Genomic DNA, 15139 nt, shown 5'->3' with positions numbered 1-15139 from the left:
AAGCTCCTTTCTACTTCACTAAATCAGGACGTAGTTGTTTGGCATCATGATGGTATATATGTTGAATGTCTTCTTGCTTCTTATTTGTATTTGTCGTGACCATTATACGGATACAACGGGGTAAAGAATTTGGAACAGGAATTTCTAGCGTACACATTACAGGTACATATTTCCACCCATCGATAAGACGTAGTGCTTTTGCTGGAAATGTTGCATTTAAATCATGTGTAACGGAAATAAGGATAGATGCTATTTGGTCCGGTACAACGTTGTTTTGTTTGGCTATATCTTCAAGAACTGCTTTCGTAGCTTGGATAATTTCTGTTTCCTCATTTGCCTTAACTGTTGTAGCCCCTCTTATTCCTCTTATCATTACCGATTCACCTCATTTTGAAATACTTTTAGTTCCGAAGCTATCGTTGCTTCGTCAAACGCCTTTAAAGTGGGTTGTTCAATTCCCTCTAGTAAGACCATCCGAATATTACCCTGGCTATTCTTTTTGTCATGTTTCATTCGGTTTAATAGCTGGTCTATATCTAATTCTGAAATGATAGTGAATGGGTATTGAAGATCCTGTAACCAATTCAAAAAACGCTCAGTAGGGAAGGATACAGGAAATGTTTTTTCACTAAGTCGTAATGCGAAAAGCATTCCAATTACGACAGCTTCCCCGTGTGTTATTTTTCCATATCCTAGGCTAGCTTCAATTGCATGACCTAACGTATGGCCAAAATTCAAATAGCTACGTACTCCACTTTCTTTCTCGTCTTGAGCAACAATGTTTGCTTTTATTTCAATTCCTCTTTTAATGGCATTCTGCAACATGCTATGGTTCATGTCCTCAAGGGAACTTACATGTTCCATTAACGAGAAGAGTAATGTTTCGTCAGCAATCCATGCATGCTTGATTACCTCAGCAAAACCAGATCTCCATTCCTTTTGAGGTAACGTTTGAAATGTTTCTAAATCGTAAATAACGGCACTCGGTTGATGGAAGCTACCAATTAAGTTTTTACCGAGAGGATGATTAATCGCCACTTTTCCACCAACACTACTGTCATGAGCTAAAATGGTTGTCGGTACTTGTATATAATCGATTCCTCTCATGTAGGTTGCTGCGACAAAGCCTGCTAGATCCCCCACTACTCCGCCTCCTAGCGCAATGATGACGGAATGTCGATCTAAACCATATTTGATGGCGTCTGTATGAAGACTCTCAAATTGCGCAAAACTTTTCGACTGCTCACCAGCAGGTATGTTGGATGTGTATACAGATTTATCTTTACGGAAACTAGTTAACACATCCTGTACATAAGAAAATTTTGCTACTTCATCATCCGCAATGACCCATATGTTGTCATAGTTTTTAGGGAGCAATTCCCCCACACGAAACCGTAGTCCTTTGCCAACATAAACATTATATTCACTTTCGGTCGTTTTAATTGGTATCATTTCCATCTTAAAAACTCCTAAGTTCTTCTCTATACTCGTCTAAAGCTTTCTTTAATTTTGGAAATTGGTCATGTGGAAATTGATCTAATAACGTACGCGCAATTTCCCACGCTACAACATGTTCCATCACAACAGCAGCAGCAGGAACAGCACAAGAATCTGAACGTTCGATACTCGCTTGAAAAGGTTCTTTAGAATCAATGTCAACACTTTGTAGTGGCTTATATAAAGTAGGGATAGGTTTCATCACACCACGAACAACAATGGGCATGCCTGTAGACATTCCACCTTCAAAGCCTCCTAAACGATTCGTACGTCTCGTAAATCCATTTTGTTCATCCCAAATAATTTCGTCATGAACTTGACTGCCATTTTTCCTTGCCATTTCAAAGCCGAGACCAAATTCGACTCCTTTGAAAGCATTAATACTAACAACACCACCAGCAATTCTTGAGTCTAACTTGCGGTCATAATGAACATATGAACCGATTCCAGCAGGGAGACCTTCTACTATAACTTCCACAACACCACCGATGGAATCCCCTTCTTTTTTTGCCAAATCAATTGCATCCATCATTTTTTGCTCAACATCTTTATCCAAGGTTCGAACAGGTGATGCTTCAGAAATTTGTAGCCTCTCCTCCACCGTTAAGTTATCCACATCTTTCGCACGAATTCCAGCAATCTCTTTTGTATACCCAACAATCTTAATATCCAATAAAGAGAGAAGCTTCTTTGCAACTGCCCCTACAGCTACACGTGCTGCCGTTTCTCTTGCAGATGACCTCTCTAGAACATTTCTCATATCACGATGACCGTATTTAAGTGCACCATTTAAATCTGCATGACCCGGTCTTGGACGCGTTATTTGCCTTTTTACTTCTGCATCTGGGTCTAAAGGCTCTTCCCCCATAATATTCACCCAATGTTTAAAATCATCATTTTCAATCACTAATGCAATTGGTGAACCTAATGTATAGCCGTGACGCACACCACTTTTTACATCTACTAAGTCTTTTTCAATTTGCATTCTTCTACCGCGTCCATGTCCTTTTTGTCTTCTTAATAAGGAATCATTTATATCTGCAGGTAAAAGGTCCATGTTCGAAGGAACACCCTCAACAATTGTAGTTAATTGTTTCCCATGAGATTCTCCAGCTGTTAAATATCGCAAACTTCATACCCCCTACTATGTATTCGAAATTTATTTTTGTATTACTATACCATACCCAAAAACGTTTGTGTTTGTTAAAGACCATACAACTATAGGAAATACACTTATAAAATCAAAGTTTCCCATACGATAAGAATTTTCTAAAATAATCTGCTTCTATCATTATAACAGATTAACGCGTTGCACGGGTAAAGTAATTTAACCTTTTGCGTAGAGTAGTGCTTCTTAAATTTTTTAAATAAAAAAAACTACCAAATAATATGCATGGTAGCTTTCGTAATTTATTGCTTTTGATAAAAAAATGTATCGACTGTTTCTAATCCATATTGCTTCGGATTAAATATTTGCTCTGTACTCCCGACAAACAAAACACCACCAGGTTTTAGCGATTGACTGAATTGGCGGTAAACTATTTCTTTGGCCTCTTCCGTAAAATAAATTAACACATTACGGCATACAATCAAATCAAACTTTTCTTCGTATGGATCTTTTAACAAGTTATGTTTCTTGAATGTAATACATTTTTTTAACGATTCATCAACAGAGAAGAAGTTACCGTCTTTAGAGGAGAAATGCTTCTGCTTTATTTGAGACGGTACTTCCTTTAATGATTTCTCTAGATAAATACCTCTTTTTGCAGCTTGTAAGGCATTTTCATCTAGGTCTGTTGCCAAAATGTTAACTTGGTTAAGATTTATGTATGGATGGAGTAACATCGCAATAGTATATGGCTCTTCCCCCGTAGAACAGGCTGCACTCCATATTTTCACATTTCGGTTTTCACGTAACAACTTCGGTAGAATCTTTTTTTCTAAAACTTCCCATCGTTTACCATTACGGTAAAACTCGGAAACATTAATAGTAATGCGATCTAAAAACTCATTAAAATATTCTTTTTCCTTTATAATGAGGTGAAAATACTGAACAAAGTTATCACAATCTCGTTTTTGACATAACGACGTTAATCTTCGTTTCATTTGCTTTTCTTTATATTGAAACAGATCAAGCCCAGTTTTTCTTTTTATGAGCTCTACAAACTCTTGATAGTCATCCTTCACATTGCATACTCCCTAACCCTTTTGATATATATGGAAATTTTACACTAAATTCGTTTAAATGTATGTAAATTTTCAGCATCTTTCTTTCATAAAATGACAATTTTGTGTCTCCAATACGAAAATCACGTAAAACTTTTTAGGTACAAAAAAAGAGATCAGTAGAGACTGACCTCTTTCATTTATTAGTAAATCCAGTTGTTGCTGTTTTTTGTATAAGAAGTTAACTCTTCTTCTTTAAAAAACAAGCTAATTTCGCGCTCAGCACTCTCAGGAGAATCAGAACCATGAATAACGTTTTTACCAACAGTTATACCGTAGTCTCCACGAATAGTTCCAGGTGCTGCTTCTTGTGGGTTAGTTTTACCCATCATATTTCTAGCAGTAGCAATAACACCTTCACCTTCCCATACCATTGCAAATACAGGACCAGAAGTGATAAAGTCTACTAATTCACCAAAGAATGGTCTTTCTTTATGTTCGCCATAATGCTCCTCAGCAAGTTCTTTTGTGATTTGCATTAATTTAGCTCCTACTAATTGAAAACCTTTGTCTTCAAACTTAGTCACTATTTTACCAACTAAATCTCTCTGTACTCCGTCTGGTTTTACCATTAAAAATGTTTTTTCCATTACGAACACCTCTTCCTTAATCTAGTATGTATCTTTAATGTAAACGCTTCAAGCCGTTAAAATTCTAACAAATATTCATGATTTTGACAAATATTATTTCCAATATCGTTAAAAAGTTCTACTACCAATATATTTTGCGATATCTTTTAAAGCTACGGTTGCTTGGTTTACCGGAAAAATACTTAGTTCTTTTTCTGCTTTTTGTAAATAGTTTTCACTTAGTTGATATGCTTGTTTTATAGATGGAGACTCTTTAATAATTTTAATAATCGCCTCTAAATTTTCGTTATCTATATTAGCACGTTGGAATGCATGTTCCAAATGTTCTTTAAAGTTTGGATCACTTAATTGATATAAAACAGGTAGGGTTATATTCCCTTGTTTTAAATCACTACCAGCTGGTTTCCCCAATTCCTTCTCAGAGGCAGTAAAATCTAAAATGTCATCAATAATTTGATAAGACATCCCTAAATAGTATCCATATCGAAACAATGCTTTTTCATATTTTGGTTCTAAGTTTGAAACAATAGCACCTAACCGACAGCTAGAGGCAATTAATAGAGCGGTTTTTCTTTTAATTCTTCGTAGATATGTTCTTAGATTTTGATCTACATTATACTGGTCTTTTAACTGTTCAATTTCTCCTAAACAAAGTTCTACAATTGTATTGGATAATTGTTGATGCGCTTTTGGGTTATCAATTTTAGCTAAAATTTCTAAGGAACGAGCAAATATATAGTCACCGGTATACATAGCAACTCGATTATCCCACTTAGCATTTACAGTATGTTTTCCCCTGCGAATATTTGCATCATCTATTACATCATCATGCACTAAAGAGGCCATATGCATCAGCTCTAAAGCCACAGCCACATGCTTTATTTGCTCAAAGTTATATTCTCCTAACTTGGCAGATAACAAAACAAAAACAGGACGGATTCTTTTTCCTCCTGCCTTTAGTAACTGAGTTGATGCTGCTCTTAAAACAGGGTGCTCTGCCTGAATTGTCTCTAATAATTCTAATTCAATTTTATTTAGATCATCCGTTAAAAACTTATAAGTAGAGGACAGTTTCATGTAGGTCACCTTTTATCTCTATATTCATTCATTTCTATTTAACACCTAAATGCATAGCTGCTACTCCACCAGTATACCCTTTAACTTGAATGCGGTGTAATCCAGCTTCTTCAAATAACTTCGCCAATGCCTTTCGGTCTGGAAAATCTCGTGCTGATTCGTGAAGCCATGCGTATTCATTATAGCTCTTTGCAAAAATTCTACCGAAGAAAGGCATAATAAATTTAAAATAAAAATAATATAATTGCTTAAATACGGGCATTGTTGGTTGAGAGGTTTCTAAACACACAACCTTACCACCAGGTTTTACGACTCTTGCCATTTCTTTCAAAACATGCAGATAATCAGGAACATTACGCAAACCAAATCCGATGGTGACATAATCAAACGTATTGTCATTAAATGGAAGATTCATCGCGTCGCCGTGAATGAACGATACGTGAGATAGATCTGTTTGTTCTAATTTACTCTGTCCAACTGATAACATGTTTTTACTGAAATCTAAACCTACAACGTTTCCTTCACGACCTACAGCCTCTGCTAAGGCAAATGTCCAGTCACCGGTACCACAACATACGTCCAAGGCTATCGAGCCCTCTTTTACATCCATTTTCTTCATAACGTCTTTACGCCATGCTTTGTGACGTTGAAAAGAAATGACGGAGTTCATAACATCATATCTGTTGTATATTTTTTCAAATACATGATGAACTCTTTCCGCTTTAGATTGATGTTTGTCCATACGTCAGCCCTCTTCCAATATGATTTCACGCTCTAAAGATAATTTCTTTAACTCATTTATTAAACTTGTCTTAATGCCCTCAAATTGATTAGTCGGCAATTCATTTATATATGATTCTAATTTATAAGCAATTCTTGGAATCATATTTTCAATCATCCGAATAACATGGTGCTCTGTATCATGTTGCGAGAGTATAGATACGATAAAGGATTGTTGTTTTTTGGAATATAAGTTTTTTTCGTGGACTAATCGTTTCATTAAAAACCAATTTTCCATAATAGAGTCTAACTGCTTTACGCCCACAAATTCTGAGACTCGCTTGATGAGTAATGATTCAATTTGTTTTAGTTCGTCTAATAAATGGTTTATCGAATTTATTTCATTATGGTAAATAATCATTTTATGCTCATTTACCTCTTTAACAGATCCAGCAAGGATATTTATTACTTGAACGTCTTTTATGTTTGCTAATAATTCATAAAATAGTCCACTGAACAAATCCCCGACTAATATATTTAATTGCTTTTTTTTGTTATGGTGATTATTTGTAGCGCTACTACGTGAAATAGAGACTAAATCATGTGTATCTAACGCCATTTGCATTAACATTGTAGCTAATATGTAAGTTTCTTTTTTTTCTTCATCTACTTCTGCATGCTCCAAAATAGTTTTTAAAAACAAAATCTTGTCTTCTGCTACAAAAGGTTTATCAAGATACTGCTTTAAAAAAGAATTGTCCGCATACTGCTCAATTTTATTTTTTATATTTTGTATATCAATTGAGTTCAAAAAAACCACCTTGACCCTTCTCCACTAAACACTACTCTATTTATTATGGCACAAGGCTCTAATTTTTCATACTAGAGATACTTGGTGAGTTTGAAAACACCAATAATTAACTAATACAGTACGAAAAAGCAGAGCTGCTTACTCTGCTTCAGTCTTCATTTCGCCATGGCTAGTTTGAATTAAAGCTTTCCCTCGTATTTTTACTGCTGAGGTATGTTCTGTGAACTGTGCGATCATCACTTCACCTTTATCAAGTTTTTCAGAATGATGGAATCTTGTGTCTGTACCTCTCGTCAAACCTATGACGTTTACACCATCTTCTAAAGCTTTAATGACAAAAAAATCAACACCAGTTGAATTGGAACTCATAACAGTTCCTCCTTACGATAATCAGTTATCAAATCGTTTTCTATTTTATCATTAGTAGGATTTATAATCTATGTAATTTTGGATAAGATATGTAGACAAAGGAAAATAAACAAGGTAAGAAATGAAACAGTTGTATTTTCTCATTTTACTAGGGAAATTCGCTAATTAATTCTAGACATAAGAAAAAGGGGGTTTTATCCCCCTTTTCAATAACAGCCCTATGTAACTAGCTTACTTCACAGCGTCTTTAAGGGCTTTACCTGGTTTGAATGCAGGAACCTTACTAGCTGGAATTTCGATTTCATCACCAGTTTGAGGATTACGTCCTTTACGAGCAGCACGCTCACGAACTTCAAAGTTACCAAAACCGATAAGTTGTACTTTATCACCATTTTTTAAAGAATCAGTGATTGATTCAAAAACTGCATCAACCGCCTGAGCAGCATCCTTTTTAGAAAGATCGCTTTTCTCTGCAACAGCATTTACTAGTTCTGTCTTGTTCATATCTTTCACCTCCTCCCAAATGTAAGGGAACTTCTAGAATAAAAGGAACTTAAAATTCCAATCATTCCATTTGTTGACTTTTTTTCTACTTTTTATACTAGTTAAATCACCTGAACAGGTGACAAGCCTAATATTAAACGAATCTACGACTAAATTCAATAAAATTAGGCAAATTTCTTCAAGATATGCAAAATTTCCTATAAATTGTCTTGAATTACTTGCATAGTAACACAAATGAACAAGCCATGCAACACTTGAAAGCTTGTCCCGCATGGATTTGGGTCTTTTTTAGATAATATTGACTATTTTGTATTTTATTTATCCCCTCACATTTTGTCGGAGGAAAAAATTAAATTTTGTTTTTTTAAACAAAAACGCCTACCGTTTCGTAAACATTTAAAAACTTTAAAAACCATTAAATAAACGAAGACTTTTCGCAATCCCTTATCGCGAAAGTCTTCGTTTTTCTTACACCTCTAACAAATTACACTTTCTTAAAGAACAAAAGCGCAAGCGAGGGGGGGAGGTGCTGGAGCTAGACGTGGCTAAACCGTGCAACTAACTTATCCACAAGTCCAAAATTTTATAATTTTCTAAACAAGCACAAAAAAAGCGGCAATTACGCCGCTTTCTGATTACTTATAATATGATAGCAATTAAACCGCCGCTACCTTCGTTAATTATTCTTTCTAATGTTTCTTTTAATTTATATCTTGCATTTTCAGGCATTAGTGAAAGCTTTGCTTGAATTCCTTCACGAACGATTGAGCTGAGCGAACGTCCGAAAATGTCAGAGCTCCAAATCGATAAAGGATCTTCTTCAAAATCCTGCATTAAGTATCTAACTAGCTCTTCACTTTGCTTTTCTGTACCAATAATTGGTGCAAATTCAGACTCTACATCCACCTTCACCATGTGAATGGAAGGAGCTACAGCTTTTAATCTAACTCCAAACCTCGAGCCCTGTCTAATGATTTCTGGCTCTTCAAGCATCATGTCTTCTAATGTTGGGGCTGCAATCCCATAACCAGTTTGTTTTACCATATTTAATGCTTCTGCAACTTGATCATATTCCCGTTTGGCTACAGCAAAATCTTGCATTAGCTCTAACAGGTGATCTTTACCTCTAATCTCTACTCCTACAATTTCTTTTAATACATGGTCATATAGTTGATCTGGAGCTTGTAAGTCTATTTCAGCTATTCCATCGCCCATTTCCATACCAGCTAAACGGGCCTGTTCAACAAAATCGTAATCATAGAAGTGTCCTACTACTCGGTCTACATCACGTAGCCTTTTAATGTCTTTAACAGTGTCTTGAATTGCCTCTTCGTATCTTTGCTTTAACCAATGCTCATCATTTAAGACCATTACCCAGCTAGGTAAGTTCACATTTACTTCAAGTACTGGGAACTCATAAAGTGCTTCACGCAACACGTTATACACATCATGATCACGCATGTTTTCTACACTTAAAGCTACGATAGGAATATCATACTTTTCCTTTAATTCTTCTCTTAGCATTTCTGTTTCTTGAGAATGCGGTTGTGTACTGTTAAGTACCATAATAAATGGCTTACCAACTTCCTTAAGCTCATTTACTACTCTTTCTTCCGCTTCTACATAATCTTCGCGAGGAATATCGCAAATGCTACCATCTGTAGAAACGACTACTCCGATTGTAGAATGTTCCTGGATTACCTTTCTTGTTCCAATTTCTGCAGCATCATGAAATGGAATTGGTTCTTCATACCATGGAGTATGAATCATACGTGGACCGTTTTCATCTTCAAAACCTTTGGCCCCATTTACTGTATAACCTACACAGTCTACTAAGCGGACATTTACATCTAGACCATCATCCACTTGAACCGAAATAGCTTGATTCGGAATGAATTTTGGCTCTGTTGTCATAATGGTTTTTCCAGCAGCACTTTGTGGTAGTTCGTCTTGTGCTCTAGCACGTTCTGCATCATCTTGAATGTTTGGCAATACAACAAGATCCATAAACTTCTTTATAAATGTTGATTTACCCGTACGAACCGCACCAACGACACCTAGATAGATATCTCCGTTTGTTCGTTTCGATATGTCTTTAAAAATATCGACTCTTTCCAAGTGATCCCCTCCCGATACATTAACTTCATACAAAAAATAAAGACAAAACACGATTACAATTCTGTGACACTAAAAGTCTATGACGTTGTCCTATCAAATTATGACTAAAATATTAAAAAGGTTGTTTCATAATTCTTAGGGTTTTTTTGCACATGAGGAAATCTTCCTTGTACATTAGCCCCATTTTTCTTTTCAACAACAACTCCACTATGTACTTTGTGTCACTCCATTGGCTTTACTTCTTTATAACACGATATACGTAAACATAAAAAAAGATGCCTAATTACAGCATCTTTTTTTTAAATTTCTATAAAAATTAACTTTTTCACCTAGATTGAACTATAAAACTCAAATAAAAGAAACTATGTGTAAACGAACTGCGACTAACTATTCCTTGAAAAACACAGGCTCTCCATCTTTAATTGTATATGGTAGAGAGTAGGCGGGAACGAAAGGATACTGTTCCGCTAGAATATAGCGAATATCATCTCCTTGTTCATAGTCATTTGGAAAATCTTTTAACGCTCGATATAAGTCTTTACTATAATCAATAAACAGTTCCCCATTCGTATCAATGACAATTGGTAAATTATCTTGCGAGTAAGGACTTACAACATAGGGAGGCTCATCTAATCCTATTTTTTCATGATTTAAATTGTATACACCATTAGAAATCATCTCACCAAATGGTGGGTAAAGATGTTTATTACGGTACATTTCTAATTGTACATTTAATTGTCTTAATTTTTCTGTCATTCTTAAGTCTATTACTTTTACAGTTGGATTTGTTTCCACATTAATAATAACGTATTGATAAAATCCACCTTCTTCAAAAGCATTACCAGGTGTTGAGGCTAAAAATCCATTTTGTTTTAAGGCATTAAAGTCTACTGGATATTTGATAAAAATAGGTGTATCACTGTTACGATTTTTTATTGGTAGCAATCCAGTTTTTGCTTCTCGATAGCTTTCAACAGCTTGTTGAACCGTTTGAAGTTGTAAATCATTAGAAACTTGGTTTTTTGCCAAACGATCATTCGGATATAAACATCCTGTGGTGATTAGCAATAAAAATAGAACGAAGACTAGTTGCCATTTTTTCTTCATATTAATTCCTCCGTTAATAGCTAGGCAGTTGGTCCACTAAATACGATATAAAAAATAATAAGACCACCCAAGATCATAAATATGTATGCAAGTGCTCCGGTTACGATACTTAATACACCTTTCAATTTATGTCTACTAAGTAATATAAGACCAACAGCGATGAAAAGAAAGATGATTCCAGCAAAGGAAACATACATTTTCAACATGGATTCGGACATAATTAACGCTCCTTTACATTCCCAAATACCAAAACATTATATCATATTTTGTCCTAGCAGGTAACACTATCTGGGCGAGCATATCAATGCACGGTTCTACACCAATAAAAAAAACCGAGGTGAAGGGGCATACACCTCGGTTTTAACTAAATATTTCCCTTTCCTTGCAGCTCTATATGATTTATTGCTGCGATTTATTGTATGCATTGGTTAATCTAATCGTATCCTCAAGTGCCCAAGCAGCATTATTTCTTCATCATCTTTTGTAACGTATTCATATCCAATGGCATATTTTGTTTTGCTATCATTTCAACGATTTTGTCCTCTTTTTCCTTTGGTAAAGGTTTGTTGGCCATTTTAGATAAACGGCGAACTAATTGACGAACTGTTTTTTCATCTTTAAAATTAGCACCTTTTACTGATTCTGCAACTTTAAAAATTTCATTTGCGGAAAGATTGGATTTATTCTGTATGTGATCGAAAACATTATTTGAATCTTTACTCACAGCCTTACCTCCTTGTCAATACTTTTCACAATAGTATATGCAAAGAGAGTAATGGTGTGAGTTTAATAAGTAAAACGGTCACCCAAAATGCTTGATAAGTCTTCCATTTCGTGTCTTTTGCCTCTTGTCATTAATTGGTCAACAACATCCTTAGCCTTCTCTTGGTTGAATAATACTTTATGAATACCACTAGTGATTGGCATTTCAATGTTTTGGCTAGTAGCTAACTGGTAGGCTGCTTTTGTTGTTCGAACCCCTTCTACAACCATTCCCATTTGTTCAAGTACTTCATCTAGGTCGTAACCTTTTCCAAGCATGTTACCGGCTCGCCAGTTACGACTATGAGGGCTCGTACAAGTGACGATTAAGTCCCCAACACCAGTTAATCCAGCAAAGGTTAAGGGATTAGCACCCATTGACGTGCCTAAGCGTGCAATTTCAGCCAATCCTCTTGTAATAAGCGCTGCTTTTGCATTATCTCCATAATCAAGACCATCAGAAATTCCAGCCCCTAAGGCAATAATATTTTTTAGGGCACCGCCTAGTTCGACTCCAACAATATCCGGGTTTGTATAAACCCGGAAGTTTTCATTAATAAATAAGTCCTGCGCTTTTTTTGCCTTTTCAATATCCTTGGACGAAACAGTGACCGTAGTTGGATGGCGCTCACCAACTTCCTCTGCATGACTAGGTCCTGACAAAACGACCACATTTCCGTACAAGGCAGGCGGGATTTCTTCCTCAATCATTTCAGACACTCGTTTCAACGAATCAGGTTCTAGTCCCTTCGTCGCATGGATAAGCGTTACTGGATGATTTAAAGTATCTTTTAATTGGATGGATACCTCACGAATAGCCTTTGTTGGTACAACAAGTACAACCGCTGTAACGTCCTCTATTGCTTCTGACATATTACTAAAAGCCACTACATTATTCGGTAATTGTATGTTCTTTAAATAACGTCCATTACGATGGGTTTTGTTAATTTCTTGTGCTTGCTCTTCTCGATGTGTCCATAGCCTTACATCGTGTTTATTATCAGCTAAAACGAGAGCTAATGCCGTTCCCCAACTACCCGCGCCTAGAACCGCTATTTTCCCCATTGCAAACTCCTCCTTCTAAATACCTTTTTCTAGCCTGCTATGACTGACTTAGGAGATTCGCACATTTTTTACTTCCTTTGTCTTGCGTATATTTTAATTGGTGTTCCTTCAAAACCAAACGCTTCCCTAAGTCTATTTTCCAAAAATCTTTTATATGAAAAGTGCATTAATTCTGGTTCGTTAACAAATACAACAAATGTAGGCGGTTTTACAGCTACTTGTGTAGCATATAAAATCTTTAGTTTTCTCCCTTTAATAGATGGTGTTGGATTTAATGCTAAGGAATCCATAATGACATCATTTAAAATATTTGTTTGCACTCGTTTGGAGTGATTTTCACTAGCCTCCAAAATTCTAGGCAATAGCGTATGGGTTCTTTTTTTCGTTAAAGCAGATAGGAAGATTATTGGAGCATAATCCAAAAACTGAAATTCCCCGCGCACTTTTTCTTCAAATTTCGCCATTGTTTTATCATCTTTTTCCACTGTATCCCACTTATTCACAACGACTACAACTGCTTTACCAGCCTCATGGGCATATCCAGCGATTTTTTTATCTTGTTCAATAATGCCACTTTCCGCATCTAGCACAACTAATACGACATCGGACCGTTCTATTGCACGTAATGCGCGTAAAACACTATATTTTTCTGTTTTTTCATATACTTTCCCTCTTTTTCGCATTCCAGCTGTATCGATAATAATAAATTCATTATCTTCACGCTTAAAAGGGGTATCAATTGCATCTCTTGTCGTACCTGCAATATCACTAACAATAACACGTTCTTCACCAAGAATAGCATTCACTAGGGATGACTTTCCGACATTTGGTCTTCCAATTAAACTAAATCGAATAATATCTTCATCTATATCTTCAACTTCACGTTCTGGAAAATGTTTGATGACCTCATCTAAAAGGTCACCTAAACCTAAACCATGAGTTCCTGAGATTGGGAATGGTTCGCCAAAGCCTAACGAATAGTATTCATATATTTTTTCTCTCATTTCAGGGTTATCAATCTTATTAACAGCCAAAACAACAGGCTTGTTTGATTTAAAAAGCATCCGAGATACTTCCTCATCAGCAGCAGTAATTCCTTCCTTGCCATTGACCATAAAAATGATAACATCAGCTTCATCAATTGCAATTTCTGCTTGTTGTCTCATTTGTACAAGCAAAGGCTCGTCCCCTATTTCAATTCCACCCGTATCAATAACATTAAATTTTGTGTTTAGCCATTCCGTTCCCGTGTAAATTCGATCCCGTGTAACACCTGGAATATCTTCTACAATCGAAATTCTTTCACCTGCTAAACGATTAAATATCGTCGATTTACCGACATTCGGTTTTCCAACGATGGCCACTACAGATTTACGCATTTTCGGTTCACCCTCTGTTATATTTCTTTTTTATTTTTCAACTATATTTTTTGCTTTCATATTTTAAAAACTATGTTAAATGTTAATCCAATTTTATGTTGATTAATAGCTTGGACAACAATCCTAAGAATGAATAAGGATCAGTGAAGGTACTAGCTGAAAATCAAAACTAAGTTTAACAAAGCTTTTTGTAAAGAAACCCTTCTTATAGAAAGAAGGGTAATAAAAATTAGGCTTTTATATTTTAGCAAATCAGGTAAAAATAAACAAACTTACTAATATAAAATTATGTTTTCATCTTTATTCGTACATTTTTTACGGTCTGTTCTATTTTTTCACCTAATCTTTTAACTATGCTTAAAATTGTAAAGATCATAATTAATAAAACCGTATCCATTAAGTATTGGAAATTTCCAATTGGCACAGTTAGTCCATATGAATGTTTTACTACTCCATACAGCAGCTGTCCGAATGATGTGCAAATAAGCCAGATTGCAATTCGTTGTGTATTATTTGCTGCGAAAACCATCAATATTATGTATCCCACTATAACAGAAATAAATGTTGTAGAGAAAAAGAGCCATAAAGGGTTTAAATCCTGCCACAACTGTAACCCACTATAGCCAAAGGTTAAACTGATAGTTAGAAAAAGTAGTGTTCCCTTTTGCTTTTCCAATGCTAAATAATACATTCCAATAAAAGCATTCAGAAACATTGGAACCAAAAGTTGAAACTCCTGTACTTTTACATACCAAGTAGACGCAATCATCAACAATAAAACGGCGACTGCATTACGATAACGTATTTTTTGATTCCCTTCAAAAAAATATATAACAATCCAAAGAATCCAACTGAGCCAAAAGAACAGTATATTTTCTATATTTTCCATAGCAAAACACCTACCATTTTCATTA

At 35.5% G+C, this 15139-nt stretch carries 17 protein-coding genes; all 17 read right to left on the bottom strand.

Going from position 1 to position 15139, the window contains the following annotated elements; translation table 11 throughout:
* Nucleotides 1-10: 10 nt before the first annotated feature.
* The 17 genes from aroH to HNQ94_RS03125 all read right to left on the bottom strand — a co-directional run bounded on the left by aroH (nt 11) and on the right by HNQ94_RS03125 (nt 15114).
* Nucleotides 11-373, bottom strand: a complete 363-nt coding sequence (gene aroH / locus HNQ94_RS03205) for a chorismate mutase (protein ID WP_174495110.1) — start codon at nt 371-373, stop codon at nt 11-13.
* Nucleotides 373-1458 carry a 3-dehydroquinate synthase gene (aroB, locus tag HNQ94_RS03200; protein WP_174495111.1) on the bottom strand — a complete coding sequence of 362 codons (1086 nt, stop codon included), beginning with the start codon at nt 1456-1458 and terminating at the stop codon, nt 373-375. Before aroB ends, aroH begins: the two co-directional genes overlap by 1 nt.
* A 1-nt stretch (nt 1459) precedes the next feature.
* Nucleotides 1460-2626 carry a chorismate synthase gene (gene aroC / locus HNQ94_RS03195; protein WP_174495112.1) on the bottom strand — a complete coding sequence of 389 codons (1167 nt, stop codon included), beginning with the start codon at nt 2624-2626 and terminating at the stop codon, nt 1460-1462.
* Nucleotides 2627-2907: 281 nt separating this feature from the next.
* Nucleotides 2908-3684 (bottom strand): CheR family methyltransferase, encoded by a 777-nt coding sequence (locus HNQ94_RS03190; protein ID WP_174495113.1) that lies wholly within the window; start codon nt 3682-3684, stop codon nt 2908-2910.
* A gap of 182 nt (nt 3685-3866) precedes the next feature.
* On the bottom strand, nt 3867-4313 hold the full coding sequence (ndk, locus tag HNQ94_RS03185) for a nucleoside-diphosphate kinase (protein WP_174495114.1): 447 nt from the start codon (nt 4311-4313) through the stop codon (nt 3867-3869).
* A 108-nt stretch (nt 4314-4421) separates the two neighbouring features.
* Nucleotides 4422-5390: a heptaprenyl diphosphate synthase component II gene (hepT, locus tag HNQ94_RS03180; protein WP_174495115.1), complete on the bottom strand. Its 969-nt coding sequence runs from the start codon at nt 5388-5390 to the stop codon at nt 4422-4424.
* 34 nt (nt 5391-5424) lie between these two features.
* On the bottom strand, nt 5425-6132 hold the full coding sequence (locus HNQ94_RS03175; protein WP_174495116.1) for a demethylmenaquinone methyltransferase: 708 nt from the start codon (nt 6130-6132) through the stop codon (nt 5425-5427).
* Nucleotides 6133-6135: 3 nt separating this feature from the next.
* Nucleotides 6136-6921, bottom strand: a complete 786-nt coding sequence (locus tag HNQ94_RS03170) for a heptaprenyl diphosphate synthase component 1 (protein ID WP_174495117.1) — start codon at nt 6919-6921, stop codon at nt 6136-6138.
* Nucleotides 6922-7059: 138 nt separating this feature from the next.
* A complete protein-coding gene (gene mtrB / locus HNQ94_RS03165; RefSeq protein ID WP_174495118.1) occupies nt 7060-7290 on the bottom strand; it encodes a trp RNA-binding attenuation protein MtrB in 231 nt (76 codons plus the stop codon).
* A 231-nt stretch (nt 7291-7521) separates the two neighbouring features.
* Nucleotides 7522-7794, bottom strand: a complete 273-nt coding sequence (gene hbs, locus HNQ94_RS03160) for a non-specific DNA-binding protein Hbs (protein WP_174495119.1) — start codon at nt 7792-7794, stop codon at nt 7522-7524.
* A 639-nt stretch (nt 7795-8433) separates the two neighbouring features.
* A complete protein-coding gene (spoIVA, locus tag HNQ94_RS03155) occupies nt 8434-9912 on the bottom strand; it encodes a stage IV sporulation protein A (RefSeq protein WP_174495120.1) in 1479 nt (492 codons plus the stop codon).
* Between the two features lie 387 nt (nt 9913-10299).
* Nucleotides 10300-11019 carry a YphF family lipoprotein gene (locus tag HNQ94_RS03150; RefSeq protein ID WP_174495121.1) on the bottom strand — a complete coding sequence of 240 codons (720 nt, stop codon included), beginning with the start codon at nt 11017-11019 and terminating at the stop codon, nt 10300-10302.
* Between the two features lie 20 nt (nt 11020-11039).
* Nucleotides 11040-11237, bottom strand: a complete 198-nt coding sequence (locus tag HNQ94_RS03145) for a DUF2768 domain-containing protein (RefSeq protein WP_174495122.1) — start codon at nt 11235-11237, stop codon at nt 11040-11042.
* Nucleotides 11238-11482: 245 nt separating this feature from the next.
* The gene (locus HNQ94_RS03140; RefSeq protein ID WP_174495123.1) at nt 11483-11743 is read right to left on the bottom strand and encodes a stage VI sporulation protein F; all 261 of its coding nucleotides are present in this window, start codon (nt 11741-11743) and stop codon (nt 11483-11485) included.
* Nucleotides 11744-11805: 62 nt separating this feature from the next.
* On the bottom strand, nt 11806-12846 hold the full coding sequence (locus HNQ94_RS03135; RefSeq protein ID WP_174495124.1) for an NAD(P)H-dependent glycerol-3-phosphate dehydrogenase: 1041 nt from the start codon (nt 12844-12846) through the stop codon (nt 11806-11808).
* A gap of 68 nt (nt 12847-12914) precedes the next feature.
* On the bottom strand, nt 12915-14225 hold the full coding sequence (gene der / locus HNQ94_RS03130; protein ID WP_174495125.1) for a ribosome biogenesis GTPase Der: 1311 nt from the start codon (nt 14223-14225) through the stop codon (nt 12915-12917).
* A gap of 286 nt (nt 14226-14511) precedes the next feature.
* Nucleotides 14512-15114, bottom strand: coding sequence for a YphA family membrane protein (locus HNQ94_RS03125; RefSeq protein WP_174495126.1), 603 nt, complete (start codon nt 15112-15114; stop codon nt 14512-14514).
* Nucleotides 15115-15139: the final 25 nt, after the last annotated feature.

It is taken from the genome of Salirhabdus euzebyi (assembly GCF_014207435.1).
GTDB classification, from domain to species: domain Bacteria; phylum Bacillota; class Bacilli; order Bacillales; family Alkalibacillaceae; genus Salirhabdus; species Salirhabdus euzebyi.
Note: the sequence above shows the minus strand (reverse complement) of the source record. Positions and strands in the feature narration are given on the sequence as shown.